The organism is Pseudomonas sp. NPDC098747 (assembly GCF_044760045.1).
Taxonomy (GTDB): Bacteria; Pseudomonadota; Gammaproteobacteria; order Pseudomonadales; family Pseudomonadaceae; genus Aquipseudomonas.
The window spans coordinates 1-20,654 of sequence record NZ_JBIWAL010000068.1 but is presented as its reverse complement, the minus strand read 5'-3'; the positions used below and the strand labels follow the sequence as shown (position 1 = coordinate 20,654).

Annotated in this window: 15 protein-coding genes and 1 pseudogene; 5 read left to right on the top strand and 11 right to left on the bottom strand. The window is 58.8% G+C overall.

What is annotated here, in order from left to right:
• Window positions 1-72 precede the first annotated feature (72 nt).
• A pseudogene (locus ACIQVE_RS26160) lies at window positions 73-178 on the bottom strand (glyceraldehyde-3-phosphate dehydrogenase); the annotation flags it as partial.
• A gap of 354 nt (window positions 179-532) precedes the next feature.
• Here ACIQVE_RS26160 and mfd point away from each other — a divergent pair.
• The 3 genes from mfd to ACIQVE_RS26145 are packed head-to-tail and all read left to right on the top strand — an operon-like array spanning window position 533 to window position 7,276.
• On the top strand, window positions 533-3,982 hold the full coding sequence (mfd, locus tag ACIQVE_RS26155; protein WP_402814080.1) for a transcription-repair coupling factor: 3,450 nt from the start codon (window positions 533-535) through the stop codon (window positions 3,980-3,982).
• Window positions 3,983-3,992: 10 nt separating this feature from the next.
• A complete protein-coding gene (locus tag ACIQVE_RS26150; RefSeq protein ID WP_402814077.1) occupies window positions 3,993-4,574 on the top strand; it encodes a CsiV family protein in 582 nt (193 codons plus the stop codon).
• An 11-nt stretch (window positions 4,575-4,585) separates the two neighbouring features.
• Window positions 4,586-7,276 carry a DEAD/DEAH box helicase gene (locus tag ACIQVE_RS26145; protein ID WP_402814075.1) on the top strand — a complete coding sequence of 897 codons (2,691 nt, stop codon included), beginning with the start codon at window positions 4,586-4,588 and terminating at the stop codon, window positions 7,274-7,276.
• Between the two features lie 149 nt (window positions 7,277-7,425).
• Here the strand turns inward: ACIQVE_RS26145 and ACIQVE_RS26140 are convergent, their stop codons facing one another.
• The 4 genes from ACIQVE_RS26140 to ACIQVE_RS26125 all read right to left on the bottom strand — a co-directional run bounded on the left by ACIQVE_RS26140 (window position 7,426) and on the right by ACIQVE_RS26125 (window position 13,355).
• Window positions 7,426-10,719, bottom strand: coding sequence for an SNF2-related protein (locus ACIQVE_RS26140; protein WP_402814072.1), 3,294 nt, complete (start codon window positions 10,717-10,719; stop codon window positions 7,426-7,428).
• A 9-nt stretch (window positions 10,720-10,728) separates the two neighbouring features.
• Entirely contained in the window at window positions 10,729-11,466 is a 738-nt protein-coding gene (locus tag ACIQVE_RS26135; protein WP_402814069.1) for an S-methyl-5'-thioinosine phosphorylase, read from the bottom strand.
• A gap of 12 nt (window positions 11,467-11,478) precedes the next feature.
• Window positions 11,479-12,489: a beta-N-acetylhexosaminidase gene (gene nagZ / locus ACIQVE_RS26130; RefSeq protein ID WP_402814066.1), complete on the bottom strand. Its 1,011-nt coding sequence runs from the start codon at window positions 12,487-12,489 to the stop codon at window positions 11,479-11,481.
• Window positions 12,490-12,647: 158 nt separating this feature from the next.
• Complete coding sequence (locus ACIQVE_RS26125) at window positions 12,648-13,355, bottom strand: TetR/AcrR family transcriptional regulator (RefSeq protein ID WP_042560164.1); 708 nt, start codon at window positions 13,353-13,355, stop codon at window positions 12,648-12,650.
• A gap of 229 nt (window positions 13,356-13,584) precedes the next feature.
• Between ACIQVE_RS26125 and lexA the strand changes: the two genes are divergently transcribed.
• Window positions 13,585-14,193, top strand: a complete 609-nt coding sequence (lexA, locus tag ACIQVE_RS26120; protein ID WP_042560165.1) for a transcriptional repressor LexA — start codon at window positions 13,585-13,587, stop codon at window positions 14,191-14,193.
• Window positions 14,194-14,203: 10 nt separating this feature from the next.
• A complete protein-coding gene (sulA, locus tag ACIQVE_RS26115) occupies window positions 14,204-14,677 on the top strand; it encodes an SOS-induced cell division inhibitor SulA (RefSeq protein WP_402814062.1) in 474 nt (157 codons plus the stop codon).
• A gap of 97 nt (window positions 14,678-14,774) precedes the next feature.
• Here sulA and ACIQVE_RS26110 read toward each other — a convergent pair whose 3' ends face one another.
• From ACIQVE_RS26110 to ACIQVE_RS26085, 6 genes are all read right to left on the bottom strand, one after another.
• Window positions 14,775-15,008, bottom strand: coding sequence for a hypothetical protein (locus tag ACIQVE_RS26110; protein WP_150592597.1), 234 nt, complete (start codon window positions 15,006-15,008; stop codon window positions 14,775-14,777).
• Between the two features lie 106 nt (window positions 15,009-15,114).
• Window positions 15,115-15,639 (bottom strand): DUF6586 family protein, encoded by a 525-nt coding sequence (locus tag ACIQVE_RS26105; protein ID WP_402814059.1) that lies wholly within the window; start codon window positions 15,637-15,639, stop codon window positions 15,115-15,117.
• A gap of 143 nt (window positions 15,640-15,782) precedes the next feature.
• On the bottom strand, window positions 15,783-18,416 hold the full coding sequence (gene topA, locus ACIQVE_RS26100; protein WP_402814056.1) for a type I DNA topoisomerase: 2,634 nt from the start codon (window positions 18,414-18,416) through the stop codon (window positions 15,783-15,785).
• A 114-nt stretch (window positions 18,417-18,530) separates the two neighbouring features.
• Window positions 18,531-18,767: a DUF1653 domain-containing protein gene (locus tag ACIQVE_RS26095; RefSeq protein ID WP_042560169.1), complete on the bottom strand. Its 237-nt coding sequence runs from the start codon at window positions 18,765-18,767 to the stop codon at window positions 18,531-18,533.
• A gap of 98 nt (window positions 18,768-18,865) precedes the next feature.
• A complete protein-coding gene (gene fadA / locus ACIQVE_RS26090) occupies window positions 18,866-20,041 on the bottom strand; it encodes an acetyl-CoA C-acyltransferase FadA (protein ID WP_042560170.1) in 1,176 nt (391 codons plus the stop codon).
• 32 nt (window positions 20,042-20,073) lie between these two features.
• Window positions 20,074-20,654 (bottom strand): 3-hydroxyacyl-CoA dehydrogenase family protein (locus ACIQVE_RS26085; protein ID WP_402814053.1); only part of this gene is annotated, 581 nt, incomplete at its 5' end.

Below are 20,654 nucleotides of genomic sequence, written 5' to 3'. Positions count from 1 at the left end.
AATTAAAAATCGACAACACAGAAATAAACAAAAAAAAACACACATACAAAAAACTAACCACTTACTAATTCCTTTAGATAAGACCGATAAGCGGGATCATCGCTTCTGCGAGTGCTTCACGGTCGATCCATTCACCAAGACACTGGTCGGGCTTCTGAGTCACGGTAACCTTCCACATGTAGGGGCAGAAAAAAGGGGCTACATTATGCCGCCCAGAACCTCTCGTAGCAATGCGCGCTTGTCGCGCAATCAGTAACAAAATTTCGTTCAAAAAAATTACGCCCCTCGCCAGCCCAGTAAATACGCGGCCTCCAGCAGAGTCAATTTTTCGACGACTGTTAGACGATGTCCGTAACCCTCCGAAACACCACCCGCTTTCGGCACTACATAACCGCTAAAAAAGTGCTGCTTTTTATGGTTACCACTACATTTCACCCAAACATCGAAGATAGACACAGTCTGCAACTGACAGGCAGCATCGGACGCCGCTACAATTACCGACTTTGTCGCAACGCCTGGAGCTCAACCTTCCGTGCCTGTTCTGCGTCTACCGCAACTCCCTGCCGAAGCAGGTAAACAGCATTGGGGCAATTTGCCCGGTGCCGCCCTCAGCCTGGCGATTGCCGAGGCTGCCAGCGCTGCCAAGCGCTTCACCCTGCTACTGACCGCCGACAGCCAAAGTGCCGAACGGCTGGAACAGGAGCTGAGTTTCTTCGCCCCGGATTTGCCCGTTCTGCATTTCCCCGACTGGGAAACTCTGCCCTACGATCTGTTCTCGCCGCATCAGGACATCATTTCCCAGCGCATTGCCGCCCTATATAGGTTGCCGGAGCTGGCGCATGGCGTGCTGGTGGTGCCGATCACCACGGCTCTGCATCGTCTGGCGCCGACCAAGTTCCTGCTCGGCAGCAGCCTGGTGCTGGATGTCGGCCAGAAGCTCGACGTCGAGCAAATGCGCTCGCGACTTGAAGCCAGCGGCTATCGCTATGTAGACACTGTCTACGAGCACGGCGAATTCACCGTGCGTGGCGCGTTGATCGACCTGTTCCCGATGGGCAGCAAACTGCCCTATCGCATCGACCTGTTCGACGACGAAATCGAAACCCTGCGCACCTTCGACCCGGAAAACCAGCGCTCCATCGACAAGGTCGATTCGGTCAAGCTGCTGCCGGCCCGCGAGTTCCCGCTGCAAAAAGACGCGGTCACGCGCTTCAAGGCGCGGTTCCGCGAACGCTTTGATGTTGATTTCCGGCGCTGCCCGATCTTTCAGGATTTGAGCAGCGGCATCACACCGGCCGGTATCGAGTACTACTTGCCGCTGTTCTTCGACGAAACCTCGACCCTGTTCGATTACCTGCCCCAGGACACGCAAGTGTTCTCGCTGCCGGGCATCGAGCAAGCAGCGGAAAACTTCTGGAATGACGTACGCAATCGTTATGAAGAGCGCCGCGTCGATCCTGCTCGTCCTTTATTGCCACCGGCGGAATTGTTCCTGCCGGTGGAAGACTGCTTTGCCCGCCTGAAGAGTTGGCCACGCGTGGTTGCTAGCCAGCAGGACGTGGAAGCCGGCGCCGGTCGCGAGCGCTTTCCGGCACAAGCGCTGCCGAATCTGGCGATCGAAGCCAAGGCGACACAACCGCTGGCAGCGTTGGCAGGTTTCCTTGATGAATTCCCGGGACGCGTGCTGTTCACGGCCGAATCGGCGGGCCGTCGCGAAGTGCTGCTGGAGTTGCTCGAACGCCTGAAGCTGCGCCCGAAAACCGTCGACAGTTGGCCGGATTTCGTCGCGAGCAAGGATCGCCTGGCGATCACCATTGCACCGCTCGACGAAGGCCTGATGCTCGACGACCCGGCGCTGGCATTGGTCGCGGAAAGCCCATTGTTCGGTCAGCGAGTCATGCAGCGGCGTCGTCGCGAGAAGCGCGCCGACGGCAACCACGATGCGGTGATCAAGAACCTCACCGAGCTGCGCGAAGGCGCGCCTGTGGTGCACATCGACCACGGTGTCGGCCGTTATCTGGGCCTGACCATTCTGGAAATCGACGATCAGGCTGCCGAATTCCTTACCCTCGAGTACGCCGAGAACGCCAAGCTCTACGTGCCGGTGGCCAACCTGCATTTGATCGCCCGCTATACCGGTAGCGACGATGCGCTGGCCCCGTTGCACCGTCTCGGCTCCGAGACCTGGCAGAAAGCCAAACGCAAAGCGGCCGAACAGGTGCGCGACGTTGCCGCTGAATTGCTCGACATCTATGCCCGTCGCGCCGCTCGCGAAGGTTATGCGTTCGCCGATCCGAAAGCCGATTACGCGACGTTCAGCGCCGGTTTCCCGTTCGAAGAAACGCCCGATCAGCAAACCACCATCGAAGCGGTGCGCGCCGACATGCTCGCGCCGAAACCGATGGATCGTCTGGTCTGCGGCGACGTTGGTTTCGGCAAGACCGAAGTGGCCATGCGCGCGGCGTTCATCGCGGTGCACGGCGGCCGCCAGGTGGCAATTCTGGTGCCAACCACTTTGCTCGCCCAGCAGCACTACAACAGTTTCCGCGACCGCTTCGCCGACTGGCCGGTGAGCGTGGAAGTGATGAGCCGCTTCAAATCCGCCAAGGAAGTGAATGCGGCGATTGCCGATCTGGCCGAAGGCAAGATCGACATCGTCATCGGCACGCACAAGCTGCTGTCCGACGACGTGAAGATCAAGAATCTCGGGCTGGTGATCATCGACGAAGAGCACCGTTTCGGTGTGCGCCAGAAAGAACAGCTCAAGGCCCTGCGCAGCGAAGTCGACATTCTGACCCTGACGGCCACGCCGATTCCGCGCACGCTGAACATGGCGGTGTCGGGCATGCGTGACCTGTCGATCATTGCCACACCGCCCGCGCGACGTCTGTCGGTGCGTACCTTCGTCATGGAGCAGAACAAGAGCACGGTCAAAGAGGCCCTGCTCCGCGAACTGCTGCGTGGCGGCCAGGTGTATTACCTGCACAACGACGTGAAGACCATCGAGAAGTGCGCCGCCGATCTCGCCGAGTTGGTACCGGAAGCACGGATCGGTATCGGCCACGGACAGATGCGCGAACGCGATCTCGAACAAGTGATGAGCGACTTTTATCACAAGCGTTTCAACGTGCTGATCGCCTCGACCATCATCGAGACCGGCATCGACGTGCCGAGCGCCAACACCATCATCATCGAGCGCGCCGACAAGTTCGGTCTGGCGCAACTGCACCAGTTGCGCGGGCGCGTCGGGCGCAGTCACCACCAGGCTTACGCCTACCTGCTGACGCCGCCGCGCCAGCAGATCACTGCGGACGCGGAAAAGCGTCTGGAGGCGATCGCCAATACTCAGGATCTTGGTGCCGGTTTTGTGCTGGCCACCAACGACCTGGAAATCCGTGGCGCCGGCGAATTGCTCGGCGATGGCCAGAGCGGGCAGATTCAAGCCGTGGGTTTCACGCTGTACATGGAAATGCTTGAGCGCGCGGTGAAATCGATCCGCAAGGGCGAGCAACCGAACCTCGATCAACCGCTCGGCGGTGGCCCGGAAGTCAATCTGCGAGTGCCGGCACTGATACCGGAAAGCTATCTGCCGGACGTCCACGCCCGCCTGATCCTGTACAAGCGCATCGCCTCGGCTACCGACGAGGACGGCTTGAAGGATCTGCAAGTCGAAATGATCGATCGCTTCGGCCTGCTGCCGGAGCCGACCAAGAATCTGGTGCGCATCACGGCCCTGAAGTTGCAGGCCGAACAGTTGGGCATCAAGAAGGTCGATGGCGGCCCGCAAGGCGGACGCATCGAGTTCGCCGCGCAGACGCCGGTCGATCCGATGACCCTGATCAAACTGATTCAGAGCCAGCCAAAACGCTACAAATTCGAAGGCGCCACGATGTTCAAATTCCAGGTGCCGATGGAGCGCCCGGAAGAGCGCTTTAATACTGTGGAGGCGCTGTTCGAGCGCCTCATCCCGAAAACTGCTTGAAGGACGCCGCATGCGCCTGTTTCGCTCACTGACTTTGCTATTCACCTCGATCTTGATAACAGTATTAGCACCTTCGGCGTTTGCCGATGACCTGTATCAGGTCGAAATGATTCTGGTGCGCCAGAACGCTGTGCCGGCGATTGTCAGCCGCGCCGCACCGGAAGACTGGGCCGCTGGCGCCCAGCGTTTGGGCGACGACAGCAAACGTACGCCGGCGCTGAATGACGTTGTCAGCAAACTCACCGCCAGCGGCGAGTACAGCGTGCTGATGCACAAGGCCTGGCAGCAGACCCTTGGTGAATCGCCGGCAAAAGTCGCGGTCAGCGAAGGCAACGAGCAATTCGGTCAGTTCCCGATCGAGGGTACGCTTGAGATGAAACTCGGGCGCTTCACCGACGTGGCTGCCGATTTCTGGGTCAATCAGATCGACGCCAATGGCCTGGTCACCGCCAGTGAGCGCCTGAAGCAGGACAGCCACACTAAAAACGGCCAGCTCAATTACCTCGACAACGGCCATCTGGCCCTGCTGATCAAGATCACTTCCCTGACCGCACCTGCGCCACGGGAAGCGCCTGAAGTCGTTCCGGACTGATCGAAGTCCTTATGTCCCCGCCCCTGAGTAAACCGTTGGCACCCTCCTGGGTCAGCCGATTCAAGGAACAGAGCCTGGAGCGTGGTCGCCGCTATGCCCTGGAAAACCGGGTACGCATCGCCCAGGTCGGCGATGCGACCATCACCGCCAGTTGCGAAGGCTCTGGCGGTAACGTCTACCGTCAGACGATTCACCTGCGCGAGTCAGCCAAAGGCACTTTGCTGCTGGTCGACGCCGCGTGCACCTGCCCGGTTCGCAGCAACTGCAAGCATTGCGCAGCGGTGCTGCTGAAAATCCAGGAAACCCTCGAATACCCCGCTGCTGCAAAAGACGCCGAACTGCTGGAAAAACTCCAGGCCGTGCTGGAAAACCGTGGCCCGAAGGCGCCCCCGCAAGTGCTGGTGGACAACGTGCAGCCGCTCCCACGCTTGTGGCTGGCGAGCGTCGAGTTCAGTGCGTTTGAACCGCGCAACGGCAAGATGCAGCGCTACATTCAGCATCGCGCGGCGTTGTCGTTCAGCTATCTGGACGAATACGTCAGCGGGCAGAAAAACAGCGACATCCTGATCCGCCAGGAAACCCAGACGTTACGGATAAAACGCCACCCGGAAGTCGAACAGTCCTACCGGGAACAGTTACGCATCCTCGGCTTTCGTATCGCCACCCGCCAGAGCAAAGCCCTGCCGGAAAGTGCCGGCGAGCTGTTCGAAATGGTCAATGACAGCGCCTGGCTGACCTTTACCCTCAACGAACTGCCGAAGCTGCGCACTCAGGGCTGGGAATTGCAGATCGACGAAGAGTTCGGCTTTGACCTGACCGCCGTGGATGACTGGTACGCCACGGTTGAGCAGGCGCCGGAGCGCGACTGGTTTGATCTGGAGCTGGGCATCATCGTCAACGGTGAGCGCCTCAGTTTGCTGCCCATACTGCTCAACCTGATGCGCTCGCACGCGGAAATCCTCAACCCGGAGCGCCTCGCGCGGCGCCGTGATGACGAACTGATTCTGGTCAACATTCCACAGCGCAACCTCGAGCATGGGCCATTGCAGGTGGCGTTGCCGCTGGGCCGGTTGAAACCGGTGCTGGCCACACTCGGCGAGTTTTATTTGCAGGAACCGGGCGAAACCACCCTGCGCCTGAGCAAGGCTGACGCCACGCGCCTTAATTCGCTGGAGGGCCTCCCTCTGCTGTGGGAGGGCGGCGAGCAGATCCGCACGTTTGCTCAACGCCTGCGCGACATTCGTGATTTCAGCATCGAGGCCCCCGAAGGCCTGAACGCGACATTGCGTCCGTACCAACTCGAAGGCTTGAGCTGGATGCAGTCGCTGCGGCAACTGGAAGTCGGCGGGATACTCGCGGATGACATGGGTTTGGGCAAAACCCTACAGACCCTGGCGCATATTCTCAGCGAGAAAATCGCCGGGCGCCTGGACCGTCCATGCATGGTTGTGATGCCGACCAGCCTGATCCCGAACTGGCTCGATGAGGCGGCGCATTTCACGCCGCAACTGAAAGTGCTCGCGCTTTATGGTGCCAGTCGCAAAAAGCACTTCGACAATCTGGCTGACTTCGACCTGATCCTCACCACCTATGCGCTGCTGCCCAAGGACATCGAACGTCTGGCACAGCAGCCTCTGCATGTCTTGGTGCTGGACGAGGCGCAGTACATCAAGAACCCCAACAGCAAAGCGGCGCAAGCGGCGCGCGAGTTGAATGCTCGTCAACGCCTGTGTCTGAGCGGTACGCCGCTGGAAAACCACCTGGGCGAGCTTTGGTCGCTGTTCCATTTCCTGCTGCCGGGCTGGCTAGGCGACGTCAAAAGCTTCAACGCCGATTACCGTGTGCCGATCGAAAAACGCGGCAGCGAAGTCAGACTTCAGCATCTGAATGGCCGGATAAAACCGTTTCTGTTGCGCCGCACCAAAGAACAAGTGGCCACCGAGCTTCCACCGAAGACCGAAATCATCCATTGGGTTGATCTCAACGAAGCGCAGCGCGACGTGTACGAAACCATGCGCCTGGCCATGGACAAAAAAGTCCGCGACGAGATCACCCGCAAAGGCGTGGCGCGCAGCCAGATCATCATTCTTGAAGCGCTGCTCAAGCTGCGTCAGGTTTGCTGCGATTTGCGTCTGGTCAACGGCGCCACCCTGCCCGCCCGTGGCAGCACTTCCGGCAAGCTCGACAGCCTGATGGAAATGCTCGAAGAGTTGTTCGAAGAAGGTCGGCGGATTCTGCTGTTTTCACAGTTCACCTCGATGCTGTCACTGATCGAGGACGAACTGAAAAAACGTAAAATCTCCTACGCCCTTCTGACCGGTCAGACCCGCGATCGGCGCACGCCGGTGAAGGAATTCCAGAGCGGCAATCGTCAGATCTTTTTGATCAGCCTGAAGGCCGGTGGTGTTGGCTTGAACCTGACCGAAGCGGATACGGTGATTCACTACGACCCGTGGTGGAACCCGGCGACCGAAAATCAGGCGACCGATCGCGCGTACCGCATCGGCCAGGAGAAACCCGTGTTCGTCTACAAGATGATTGCCCGGGGCACGGTGGAAGAGAAGATTCAGCACTTGCAGAAAGAGAAGTCTGATCTGGCAGCGGGCGTGCTGGATGGGCGCAAGGCCGGGGACTGGAAGTTGCAGAATGACGATATTGAAGCGTTGTTTGCGCCGTTGCCGGACAAGCTGGAAAAGCGCTGAAATGTTTAGCGCCGCTTAAACCGCCATCGCTGGCAAGCCAGCTCCCACAGGGCTATGAGCCGCCCACAAAATTGTGAATCAACTCGATACCTGTGGGAGCTGGCTTGCCAGCGATGGGGCCGTCAGATACTAGCCCCAGACTTGGGCAATCAGGCCTTGGACACAGGCAGCGGCGCAAACAGAGCCTCAATGTCACTCTGCTCCAGCTTCCAGCCAGCCTTGGTTCCACCCTCAAGCACCGCGTCTGCCAGCGCCGCTTTTTCCTGTTGCAGCGCCTGTATTTTTTCCTCTACCGTGCCACGGGCAATCAGCTTGTAGACAAACACCGGGTTATTTTGTCCGATTCGATACGCACGATCGGTGGCCTGGTTTTCTACCGCCGGGTTCCACCACGGGTCAAAGTGGATGACCGTGTCCGCAGCGGTCAGGTTCAAGCCCGTACCACCGGCCTTCAAACTGATCAGAAACAGCGGCACCTTCCCACCCTGGAAATCCTTCACCGGCGTACGCCGGTCAGTGGTTTCACCGGTCAGCAGCGAGTAACCAAGGCCCCGTTGCTGCAACTCTTGCTCGATCAGCGCCAGCATCGAGGTGAACTGGGAAAACAACAGGATGCGGCGACCTTCGCCGAGCAACTCCTCGAGCATCTCCATCAGGCTGATCAACTTGCCACTGCCGGAACGAAGTGCCTTTTCTGTCAGCGGCATGTTGATCAGGCGCAGGTCGCAACAGACCTGGCGCAACTTGAGCAACGCATCAAGGATGATGATCTGACTTCGCCCCACACCACTGCGGGCGATTTCGTCGCGGACCTTTTTGTCCATCGCCACACGCACCGTCTCATAGACGTCGCGCTGGCCATCGCTGAGTTCGACCCAATGGATGATTTCAGTTTTCGGCGGCAACTCCGTGGCGACCTGATCTTTCTTGCGTCGCAGTAAAAACGGCTTGATGCGCGCCGTCAGGTGCTGCATGCGCTGCACATTGCCGTGCTTCTCGATCGGCGTGCGGTAGTCACGATTGAAGGATTTGCTGTCGCCCAGCCAACCAGGCATGAGGAAATGAAACTGCGACCACAGCTCGCCGAGATGGTTTTCCATCGGCGTGCCGCTCAGGCACAAACGCTGGCGGGCCTGCAAGTCGCGTGCGGCCTGCGCGGCTTTGCTGAGCGGGTTCTTGATGTTCTGCGCTTCGTCGAGAATCAGCACGCTCCACAACTGCGGCTGCAAGGTCTCCAGATCCCTCGGCAGCAACGCGTAAGTGGTCAGCACCAGATCGTACTCAGCCAGATCAGCGAAATCCTTTTGCCGCCCAGAGCCGTGCAGCGCCAATACTTTCAACTGCGGGGTGAAACGCTCAGCCTCGTCGAGCCAGTTGGGAATCAGGCTGGTCGGCATCACCGCCAGTGCCGGGCAATCGAGGCGCCCGGCGTGTTTTTCCGTAAGCAAATGCGCCAGGGTTTGCAGAGTTTTGCCCAGCCCCATGTCATCGCCCAGAATGCCGCCGACTTCAAGCTCGCGCAGGGTCTGCATCCAGTTCAGGCCTTCGAGCTGATACGGGCGCAGTTGCGCGTTAAGGCCGGCCGGCGCAGCGACGTGGGTGTGACTGGAATTCTGCAGGCGTTTGGCAAAGGTGCGCAGGCGTTCGCCGCCCTGCCAATCCAGCGGCACGCCATCGAGCATACTCAGGCGCGCAGCGTCCGGAGCACTCAAGCGCAGTGCGTCGCCCTGATGACCGCCCAGGTACAGCTCGCCCAGCGTGGCCATCAGTGGTTTGACCCGACTCAATGGCAGCGCGACCTTGGCGCCCGCCGGATCGCCAAAACCGCTGGGCTTGAGTTCGATCAGCAGTTTTTCGTCATCGCTGCGTTGCGCCAGATTGACAGGGTCGAGCAAGCGCGGCTGGGTGCGCAACAGATGCAAAAGGATCGGTAACAAGCTGTAGCGCTCGCCGTTGACAACGATGCCCAGTTGCAGATCAAACCATTGATGCCCGGCCTCTTCTTCGACTTCGGCGTACCACTGCTCTACCGGCTGCACGTTGAAATGAAAGTCCGGGCTGATCTCGATCTGCCAATTCTCGACGCGCAGTGCGCCAAGCCCTTCGTGCATGAACCCGAGCCAGGCGGAATCATCCGGTAACGTAAACATCTCACCGGGAAGATCCAGCGTGCTCTTGCGCGTGGCTTTCTTGAAGCCGTGCTTTTGCAGGAACTGGCGCAGCTTCTTTTCCACAGCAGGCTGGCGTTGAATGCGCTGGGTTTCGGTGCCGTGGAGGATCATTACTTGCGGGTTGCGATCAATCGCAGGCTGGCCGTTGTAGGTAAACACCAAAGCGGCGCGGTGCTCCAACACGTATTCCCAGCGTGTGCGTTCTCGACCGCTGACGAGGGTCAGTTGCGGCTGCGGAAACACATCATCGATGATTCGTTCGGTCAGCTTGTGTGGCGGCGCAATTCTGGTCGCCGCGCTCATGCGATGGCTGAACTGCATGGCCTGACGCGCCGGAATGTCGGGCGCCAGGGTCAAATGACAGGCCAGTTTTTCTTCCAGTTCATTGAACAACGGACCAACCTGTCGCTGTTCACGATCAAGGTAATAAAGCGGCTCCAGCGCCAGCACCGTTTCCTGCGCGGCTTCGGCACTGCTCCACTGCGCGCGGAACCCGCCGTCAGCCTGCTCGGCCCAGGCGAATTGGCCCGAGCGTTTCGCGCCCGGCGCCAGCGCTCGCAGGTCTTCGAAGTCGAGGAACAGCCGCGAGGTGCGCAGGAGCATTTCCAGCAGTTCAGCGCCACTGCTGCCTTCCAGCGGATAACCGCTGTAATAGGCGTGATGGGAGTGCATGGCGACCAACAGCCTGGCGACGCGCAAATCCAGTTCGGACAGGTAGCCGGGCTGGCGCATGAGCATTTCCGCCAGCGAGTACATGGGTTTGACTTCGCGTAACTCGCCGCTCTTGAGCTGGTAGACCTTGAAAATATCGAGCAGCCACTTGCCGCTCACCGACGTCGGCTTGAGCTTGTAATACAGGCGTGTGCCTGCGGTTTGCGCGCCTTCTTCGGCGGGCTTGGCCGGCACGGGGATTGTTGAAAGCCAATGCTCCAGCGCCCGACCCAAGGGAGCCTGTGCGTCACTTTCAGACGCATCATGATCACTGCCCTGCAGGTGATAGAGCACTGCCGCACAGTGCTTGCAGTCGATCGCGACAGGACAGCTGCACAAGCAACGCAAGTTGACGGAACCCAGCCGATCTTCGGACAGGTAAATGCTTTGTTCATACGCCTGACTTTCCGAACCGATGCAGAACGCCTCGATCTTTCTGTCATCGATCTCGATGATCTCTACCCGGTCATCGGCGGCATAAACGCGAGCCTTGGCCAGCGTCTTGCTATTGAATGCCTGGGTCCATACCAGCGACTTGAGCCGCTCAATGAGAATGCTCACAGGCAATCCTTAACCGGCCAGCACGCGCGCAAGGGTCGATTTGACCTTGCCCATGCCGTCGTGCAATGCCTGCTCGATCTCGGCCATGGTGATCACTTCAGTGGTCTTGCCCGCAGCCGGGTTTACCACCAGCGCCAGACACGCGTAATCCAGATCCAGCTCACGCGCCAACGCCGCTTCCGGCATACCGGTCATGCCGACGATGTCGCAGCCATCACGCTCCAGACGCACGATCTCGGCCACGGTTTCCAGACGCGGACCCTGCGTGCAGGCGTAAACACCCTGATCGCTGTACTCGCAACCTTCGGCAGCCACCGCCGCAATCAATTGCTGGCGCAGCGGTTCGCTGTAGGGAAAACTGAAATCGATGTGAGTGACCTGTTCCAGGTCATCAGCGAAAAAGGTGTGTTCGCGCCCGCTGGTGTAGTCGACAATTTGATGCGGCACGCAGAAATGCCCGGTGCCCATCGCAGGATGAATACCGCCCACGGCGTTGACCGCGATGATCGCCTCGGCACCGGCCTGCTTCAATGCCCAAAGATTGGCGCGGTAGTTGACCTTGTGCGGTGGAAAGCGATGCGGGTGGCCGTGACGGGCGAGGAACAGCACTTCCTTGCCGGCGTATTCGCCAATCTGCACGTCGGCCGAAGGCGCACCATATGGCGTGTCCACTGCCAGCGACTGGCGAATGATCAAGCCCTCGAGCTGGGTCAGGCCGGTGCCACCGATGATTGCGTAAACCGTCATAACGAAAAATCCTTAGTCGATCAATTGAGCGTCTTTGAGTGCGCCGAGGGCTTGCAGCCAGCGTGGATCCTGGCGGTAGTCGGTGCTGGCAAACGCCTGACCGCTCATACGTGCGATACGCGCAGACGGTTTGACCTTCATGCGCTGTGCAGCACTCAGGGCCAATTCGGCAGCGGCGCGGTCATTGCAGACCAGGCCCATGTCGCACCCGGCAGAGAGTGCGGCTTCGATACGACTGGCGGCGTCGCCGACCACGTGGGCGCCGGCCATCGACAGATCGTCACTGAAGATCACGCCATCGAACTGCAACTCGCCTCGCAGGATGTCTTGCAACCAGCGCCGAGAGAAGCCGGCGGGCTGCGAATCGACTTGCGGATAGATAACGTGCGCCGGCATGACTGCAGCCAGTTGTTTGCTCAGCTTGGCAAATGGCACCAGGTCGTTGGCGCGGATCTCGTCGAGACTGCGCTCGTCGTTGGGGATAGCAACGTGGGAGTCGGCTTCAGCCCAACCGTGGCCGGGGAAGTGCTTGCCAGTGGCGGCCATTCCGGCGCTGTTCATGCCGCGAATAAAGGCACCAGCGAGCAACGCTGCGCGCTCGGGATTACCTTCAAACGAACGAGTGCCGACCACGGCGCTGCGCTGATAATCGAGATCCAGCACCGGGGCGAAGCTCAGGTCGAGGCCGACGGCCAGCACTTCGGTAGCCATGATCCAGCCACATTGCTCAGCCAGGTATTCGGCATTCGGATTGTCAGCGATGGCGCGCATGGCCGGCAGACGCACGAAGCCTTGACGCAAACGCTGCACGCGACCGCCCTCTTGATCCACCGCCAGCAGCAAGTCCGGGCGAATCGCACGGATCGCCGCACTGAGTTCACGCACCTGGCGCGGATGCTCGATATTGCGGGCAAAAATGATCAGGCCGCCCACTTCAGGCTGACGCAACAATTGGCGATCTTCAGCCGTCAGCCAGGTACCGGCGACGTCCACCATCAACGAGCCTTGCAGGCCAGCAGTCATAGAGATTCCTTGAAAACGAAAAACCCGATCCGCATGAAATCGCCACCGAGGGCGGTGCCCGGCAGGTCGGCGATATCAATGGAGAACGGATTCAGAACGAGAGTCGGCATGGGCGGCTAGCTTAGCGGATACAAGCTGCCGCGCCCACCCGTGCGCGGTTAAACCTTGGCGGCCACCGGCGTTGATTTGCTGCGCGGGCGCAATTGCGCAGTGGCCATGGCAGCGTCGGTGACACCGGTATCGGCGCGCATGCCCGCCGCGAGGAACGGCACCATCAGGCGCATGACCTGCTCGATGGAGGTGTTGACGCCGAAATCGGTCTCGGCAATCGCGCGCAACGCCTTGATGCCGGACATGCTGAACGCGGCAGCGCCGAGCATGAAGTGCACGCGCCAGAACAATTCGATCGGTGGAATGTTAGGCGCCGCTTCGTTGACCAGCAGCATGTAGCGACGGAACACCTTGCCGTACATGTCTTCCAGGTAACGACGCAGGTGACCCTGGCTCTGGCTGAACGCGAGGCCGAGCAGACGCATGAAGATCGACAGGTCGTTACCGCTACGAGGTTGAACCACGAGGGCTTGTTCGACGAGGATTTCCAGCAGCTCTTCGAGAGTTGGCTTGTTTTCAGGTTTGGCCTGACGGCGCTCCAGCTCTTTATCGAGGCTGGCGCAGAACGGCCCGAGGAAGCGCGAGAAAACCGCTTGAATCAGCGCTTTCTTGGAGCCGAAATGATAGTTGACCGCTGCCAGGTTGACGCAAGCCTTGCTGGTGATCAAACGCAATGAGGTTTCCGCGAAACCTTTCTCCGCGAACAACTGCTCTGCTGCATCAAGAATGCGTTCAACGGTTTCCGACTGGGCCATGGCTACTCCGCCTGACAAACACTTGTTTGAAACATACGTTTCAGCCTGTGTCTTGTCAAGCCTGTCGGTTCGTTTTGGGAATGGTCAGTCAGCTATTTAACCACACAAGGACGACGCATTAATAAACACGTCCATTGACCGTCTGGCGGCTTGCAAAAAAACGGGCATTGCCAAGACCGCTTCACTGTATATAATCCCAGTCACTGTATAAAAAAACAGAGCGATCAATATGCTAAAGCTGACGCCACGCCAAGCCGAGATTCTGGCCTTTATCAAACGCTGCCTCGAAGACAATGGCTATCCGCCAACCCGCGCGGAAATCGCTCAGGAACTGGGGTTCAAGTCGCCCAACGCGGCGGAAGAGCATCTCAAGGCACTGGCTCGAAAGGGCGCTATCGAGATGACGCCTGGTGCCTCTCGCGGTATTCGCATCCCTGGCTTCGAAGCCAAGGCCGATGACTCTACCCTGCCGATCATCGGCCGGGTGGCTGCCGGCGCGCCAATCCTCGCCCAGCAGCATATCGAAGAGTCCTGCAATATCAATCCAGCATTCTTCCACCCACGTGCAGACTATCTGCTGCGCGTGCACGGCATGAGCATGAAGGACATCGGTATTTTCGACGGTGACCTTCTGGCGGTTCACACCACCCGCGAAGCGCGTAATGGCCAGGTCGTCGTTGCTCGCATCGGCGATGAAGTGACCGTCAAACGCTTCAAGCGCGAAGGCAGCAAAGTCTGGCTGATGGCCGAAAACCCAGAGTTCGCCCCTATCGAAGTCGACCTGAAAGATCAGGAACTGGTGATCGAAGGCTTGAGTGTCGGCGTAATCCGCCGCTAAAGGAGGCTTTATGCAGTTCCCACACACACCTCAGCAAACACAACTGCCGTTATTCGAAGCGTTTCTGGCGCAACCGATGGCGCCGATCCTGAAAGACGTGGTCGAGCGCCCCTGGAATGCTGAACCCGAAGTATTCAGTGAGCTGTCACTGCGTGGTGCCGCCGGGAACTGCCTGAATCTGCTGGCACCGATCCTTCGTGAACTGAGCGATGATCAGGACGCACGCTGGCTGACGCTGATTGCGCCACCCGCCAGCCTGACCCAAACATGGCTGCGCGATGCCGGCCTTAATCGAGAGCGCATTCTGCTGTTGCAGCCGAGGGGCACTCAAAGCGCCCAACAACTCGCTTGCGAAGCATTGCGTCTGGGCCGCAGCCACACAGTCGTCACCTGGCTCAACCCGCTGAACACAAGTTCACGGCAGCAATTGATCAGCGCTGCACGCACGGGCGACGCTCAGAGTCTGAACATTCGATTGGGTTGATTTGCAGGTTACGCGCGCTGTGTGAAGCGCAGGGCTTCTCCAGGGATAGAGAAGCCGATCTGAAGCGGTAGTGACAAAAACCAAAAGCCGTCGGGAATTAATGAAGAACCCGCGACCCCTCATCTTTATCAAACTCACCTTCGATCATTCGGCCTGCCATCTGCACGCCAACGCTCAACATCGCTTTTGCGATTTCAACGTGCTGGCCTTGCAGGAATGTCTTGGCGTCCTCGGAGAAATCCAGAGTCACCAGAGAACCCTCGTCCTCAGCCCTGCGCAGTTCGATTCGGCCGTCGGGTAACTCGACAATTTCTAGAAAGGACGTTGGCATATAGGTCTGTTCTCCACGAAAGGCAGGCATTATATAGACATCATTCAGGCTTCGCTCGTGATCTTGACCAGCAGCATGTTTCAGATTGCCACCGTGTCAATCACCGTCAGCACTCATTCAAACCCTCGCGAAAACGAATAGCGAGGCTCTTGAGGTTCTGCCGCCAACTCTCAAGTTCTTCTCGGCTCAACTCTTGCAGCGCCTCTTCCTCATCCAGATTAACGGCCTGAATCAACGGCTGTGTCACATCGCCCTTGGGCTTATGTGGCACGCGAGGCGGCTGGAACAACGCCGAATGCGCTGCCAGCAGTTTAGCCAACCAGGTTTGCGGGTTACCTGCCAGCTCAACCATTTCCGCCAGTTCGGGAATCGCGATCGACTCGAGCACTTCACGCGTCAACAGCATCTCGGCCCGTGGTGCGCTAGCCTGAGGCAGGCGATAGAACCCGGCAATTTCATGGCACAGCCCCAATAACGCGCCATAGAGGTGGAACAACGCCGATTCACGTCCGGCCTGAATCAGCGCCAGAGAATTCATCGCCCGCCCTTCTTCAGCTCGAGCCAAGGCTTCCAGCGACAGGCCGGCAAAATAGATTTTCTGATTGGTGCGGGTATAGAGTTCGTGGGCCATGACGGCAGCCTCCACAACGAAATAATTGCTTCACACAGATCGGACAGTGTCGTGGATCAACTGATCACACCGCAAGCACAAAACAAAAAGGCCGCATGAAAACCCGAGGGTTCTCATGCGGCCTTTCAGTATCCGGCTAACGCTTACTCAGCCTTGGCCTTGGTAGAGCGCTTGTCTTCAACAGTCCACTTGCCACCGTCGAAGTACGCCTTCCAGCCGGTTGGCTTGCCGTCGACTTCGGTCTGCACGTACTGTTCCTTGGTCTTGCGGCTGTAGCGGATCACCGCTGGCAGGCCATCAGGATCCTTCTTCGGCGCTTCGCACAGGAAGTGGTACTTCGGATCGATCTCGTCCTTGTGCGGCACAATCTCGATCACCAGCGGAGCACGAGTCTCGCGGTTTTTCGGGAACTGACTGGCCGCCAGGAACAAGCCGGACGCACCGTCGCGCAGGATGTAGGTGTCGTTGACCTTTTCGCATTTCAGCTCAGGCATCTTCACCGGATCCATCTTCGGCGGCGCCGCGTCACCGCTCTTCAGCAGTTTGCGGGTGTTTTTGCAGGTTGCATTGGTGCAGCCGAAGAACTTGCCGAAACGGCCGGTCTTGAGCTGCATCTCGCTGCCGCACTTGTCGCATTCCAGGCTCGGACCTTCGTAGCCTTTGATCCGATAACTGCCCTCTTCGATTTCGTAGCCGGCGCAATCCGGGTTGTTACCGCAGATGTGCAGCTTGCGCTTCTCGTCGAGCAGGTAAGCGTCCATCGCCGTGCTGCAGATCGGGCAGCGATGCTTGCCACGCAGCACCAGCGACTCCGACTCACCTTCGTCGTCCGCAGCGATCTCGTCGCCGGGCACCAGATTGACGGTGGCCTTGCAACGCTCTTTCGGCGGCAGGCTGTAGCCCGAGCAACCGAGGAATACGCCAGTCGATGCGGTACGAATCTGCATCGGACGGCCGCAAGTGGTGCACGGAATGTCGGTCATGACCGGCTGGTTGGCACGCATACCGCTTTCCGGATTCTCGGCTACTTCGAGTTTCTTTTTGAAGTCGCCGTAGAACTCGTCCAGCACGCTTTTCCAGTCACGCTCGCCCTGAGCCACGTCATCGAGGTTCTCTTCCATGCCGGCGGTGAAGCCGTAGTCCATGAGGTTCGAGAAGCTCTCCGACAGACGTTCGGTAACGATATCGCCCATCTTTTCCGAATAGAAACGACGGTTATGCAGGGTTACGTAACCGCGATCCTGAATGGTCGAAATGATCGCAGCGTAAGTCGAAGGACGACCGATGCCGCGTTTTTCCATTTCTTTAACCAGGCTGGCTTCCGAGTAACGCGCCGGCGGTTTGGTGAAGTGCTGGGTCGGATCAAGCTTGATCAGCTTCATCACGTCGCCCTGCGCCATATCGGGCAGAACGTCGTCATCGCCAGGCTTGGCAATCTGCGGCATCACGCGGGTGTAACCGTCAAACTTCAGGATACGGCCCTTGGCGCGCAACTCGAAATCACCAGCACCGACGCTGACAGTCGTCGACAGGTATTGCGCCGGCAGCATCTGGCAAGCCAGGAATTGACGCCAGATCAGCTCATAGAGACGCTCGGCATCGCGCTCCATACCCGCAAGCTTGCTCGGAATGGTGTTGGCGTCGGAAGGACGAATGGCTTCGTGAGCCTCTTGTGCACCTTCCTTGCTGCTATAGACGTTCGGCGTTTCCGGCAGATACTTCTTGCCGAATTCGTCTTCGATGTAAGCACGCGCCATCGTCACGGCGTCTGCCGAGAGGTTGGTCGAATCGGTACGCATATAAGTGATGTAGCCGGCTTCGTACAGACGCTGGGCCATCATCATGGTTTTCTTCACGCCGAATCCCAGGCGGTTGCTCGCGGCCTGCTGCAGGGTAGACGTGATGAACGGTGCCGACGGCTTGCTGCTGGTCGGTTTGTCTTCGCGCTTGACGATGCTGTAGCTGGAGGACTTGAGCTTCTCCAGCGCAGCCATGGCCTGGGCTTCGTTGAGCGGCTTGAAGGCTTCGCCCTTTTCACGCGCTACTTCGAAACGTACGGTCGAGCCTTTGGTGTTGCCGAGATCGGCATGCACTTCCCAGTACTCTTCCGGGTTGAATGCACGAATTTCGCGCTCACGCTCAACCACCAGCTTCACGGCAACCGATTGCACACGACCGGCAGACAGGCCACGGGCGATCTTGGCCCACAGCAGCGGCGAGACCATGTAACCCACAACGCGGTCGAGGAAGCGACGCGCCTGCTGGGCGTTGACACGATCAATGTCCAGTTCGCCCGGCTTGGAGAAGGCCTCCTGAATGGCCTTCTTGGTAATTTCGTTGAACACCACGCGCTTGTAGCGGCTGTCATCACCACCGATGGCTTCGCGCAGGTGCCATGCAATGGCTTCCCCCTCGCGATCCAAGTCGGTTGCGAGATAGATGGTGTCAGCATCTTTGGCAAGCCGGCGCAGCTCTTCGATGACCTTTTCCTTGCCCGGGAGGATCTCGTACTTGGCTTTCCAGCCATGATCGGGATCGACACCCATACGCGAGACCAGCTGCTTGCGCGCTTTCTCCTTCGGCGTGAGCACCGGACCTTCGCCTGCGGCAGCCTTGCCGCGCTTGGCGGCTGGCTCTTTGCTGGCGCTAGCCGAACCGCTGGTGGGCAGGTCTCGGATATGGCCGATACTCGACTTCACCACGTATTGGTTGCCCAGATACTTGTTGATGGTCTTGGCCTTAGCCGGGGATTCCACAATGACCAGCGATTTGCCCATGGATCAGAAAATTCCTGAATTCTAGAAGTGAAAGGCGGTTGGCGCCTGACGCGGCACCGCTATATATAGTTGATACAAGGTGAGGTCAAGCGCAGGGTATTGCGCGCACTCGCCTTATGCCTTGGAAAACAGGCTCGGTTCGGCTTGCACCAAAGCAAAGCGTGGGACCTGCTCGCCGTCAACCTCGACGGACTCCAGAAACATGCTCAGGGGACGTACCCAAAAGCCGTAATCGCCATACAGGGCTTGGTAGAACACCACTTCTTCTTCGGTCTCGGAATGCCGCGCGACGTTGAAAACGCGGTACTGCGGACCTTTGTAATGCTGGTAGAGCCCAGGTTGTATCGGCATGGTTTGGCCCTCCCTCAATTTTTTTCAAAATAAAAACAAAATAAATCCACAAAAACAAAAACCGGGGCACTTGGCCCCGGCTTCCATCGACGAGACGCTTATACGCGTTCGAAGACGGTTGAGATGCCTTGGCCGAGACCAATGCACATAGTGGCCACCCCGAAGGTGCCGCTATTCTGCTTCATCACGTTCAGCAAAGTGCCGGAAATCCGAGCACCGGAGCAACCGAACGGGTGACCCAGGGCGATCGCGCCGCCGTGCAGGTTAACCTTCTCGTTCATCTTGTCGAGCACTTTCAGATCTTTCAGCACTGGCAATGCCTGTGCGGCGAAAGCTTCGTTGAGCTCGAAGAAGTCGATATCGTTGATGCCAAGGCCCGCACGCTTCAGGGCTTTTTGTGTTGCCGGAACTGGACCATAGCCCATGATTGCCGGATCCACACCCGCCACTGCCATCGAACGGATCACCGCCATTGGCTGGATACCGAGGTCCTGCGCACGTTGCGCCGACATCACGATCATGCACGAGGCACCATCGGTGATCTGCGACGAAGTACCGGCCGTCACGGTGCCGCCCTTTGGATTGAAGGCCGGCTTGAGGGCCGCCAGACTTTCCAGGGTGGTTTCCGGACGAATGGTTTCGTCGTAGTCGAACAGTTTCAGGAAACCGTTCTCGTCATAACCCTGCATCGGGATGATTTCGTCTTTGAACTTGCCTTCCAGAGTCGCCTTGTGGGCGAGCTGGTGGGAGCGCACGCCAAAGGCGTCCTGCTGTTCGCGAGTGATGCCGTGCATTTTGCCGAGCATTTCAGCAGTCAGGCCCATCATGCCCGAGGCTTTCGCCGCGTACAGCGACATGTGCGGGTTCGGATCGACACCGTGCATCATGCTCACGTGGCCCATATGCTCGACGCCGCCGACGACGAACACGTCACCGTTGCCAGTCATGATCGCTTGCGCAGCAGTGTGCAGCGCGCTCATCGACGAGCCGCACAGGCGGCTGACCGTCTGGCCGGCAGCCGTGTGCGGAATCTGGGTCATCAGCGACGCCATGCGCGCGATGTTCCAGCCCTGCTCCAGGGTCTGGTTGACGCAGCCCCAGATCACGTCTTCGACTTCGTTCGGATCAACCTTGACGTTGCGTTCCAGCAATTTGCTGATCAGGTGCGCCGACATATCTTCGGCGCGGGTGTTGCGGTGCATGCCGCCCTTGGAGCGGCCCATCGGAGTACGACCGAAGTCGACAATCACGACGTCTCTTGGATTCAAGCTCATAAAATTTCACTCTCGCTCAAAAGTTGGGACGCTTAACCGAAGAACCGTTGGCCGGTTTTGGCCATTTCACGCAGTTTCGCGGTCGGGTGGTACAGCGCGCCCAAATCAGCGTACTGGTCAGCCAGGGCAACGAACTCGGCAACACCGATCGAATCGATGTAGCGCAGCGCACCGCCACGGAATGGAGGGAAACCGATACCGTAGACCAAACCCATGTCGGCTTCGGCGGCGGTCTCAACAATGCCGTCTTCCAGGCAACGCACGGTTTCCAGGCAGAGCGGGATCATCATCCAGTTGATGATGTCTTCGTCAGTGACTTCGCGCTGCTCGTAAACGATCGGCTTGAGCACTTCGAGTACCGACGGATCGGCAACTTTCTTCTGCTTGCCCTTCTTGTCGGTCTCGTAGGCGTAGAAGCCCTTGCCGTTCTTCTGACCCAGACGCTTGGCTTCGTAAAGCACGTCGATGGCCGAACGACGGTCATCTTTCATGCGATCCGGGAAGCCTTCAGCCATGACGTCACGACCGTGGTGACCGGTGTCGATGCCGACCACGTCCATCAGGTATGCCGGGCCCATCGGCCAGCCGAATTTTTCCATGACTTTGTCGATAC

Bases quoted from the DNA above. Each gene is read 5' to 3' on its own strand.
- ACIQVE_RS26150 (WP_402814077.1), top strand. From the start codon at position 3,993: ATGCGCCTGTTTCGCTCACTGACTTTGCTATTCACCTCGATCTTGATA.
- ACIQVE_RS26145 (WP_402814075.1), top strand. From the start codon at position 4,586: ATGTCCCCGCCCCTGAGTAAACCGTTGGCACCCTCCTGGGTCAGCCGA.
- ACIQVE_RS26135 (WP_402814069.1), bottom strand. From the start codon at position 11,466: ATGACGGTTTACGCAATCATCGGTGGCACCGGCCTGACCCAGCTCGAG.
- nagZ (WP_402814066.1), bottom strand. From the start codon at position 12,489: ATGACTGCTGGCCTGCAAGGCTCGTTGATGGTGGACGTCGCCGGTACC.
- ACIQVE_RS26125 (WP_042560164.1), bottom strand. From the start codon at position 13,355: ATGGCCCAGTCGGAAACCGTTGAACGCATTCTTGATGCAGCAGAGCAG.
- lexA (WP_042560165.1), top strand. From the start codon at position 13,585: ATGCTAAAGCTGACGCCACGCCAAGCCGAGATTCTGGCCTTTATCAAA.
- sulA (WP_402814062.1), top strand. From the start codon at position 14,204: ATGCAGTTCCCACACACACCTCAGCAAACACAACTGCCGTTATTCGAA.
- ACIQVE_RS26110 (WP_150592597.1), bottom strand. From the start codon at position 15,008: ATGCCAACGTCCTTTCTAGAAATTGTCGAGTTACCCGACGGCCGAATC.
- ACIQVE_RS26105 (WP_402814059.1), bottom strand. From the start codon at position 15,639: ATGGCCCACGAACTCTATACCCGCACCAATCAGAAAATCTATTTTGCC.
- topA (WP_402814056.1), bottom strand. From the start codon at position 18,416: ATGGGCAAATCGCTGGTCATTGTGGAATCCCCGGCTAAGGCCAAGACC.
- ACIQVE_RS26095 (WP_042560169.1), bottom strand. From the start codon at position 18,767: ATGCCGATACAACCTGGGCTCTACCAGCATTACAAAGGTCCGCAGTAC.
- fadA (WP_042560170.1), bottom strand. From the start codon at position 20,041: ATGAGCTTGAATCCAAGAGACGTCGTGATTGTCGACTTCGGTCGTACT.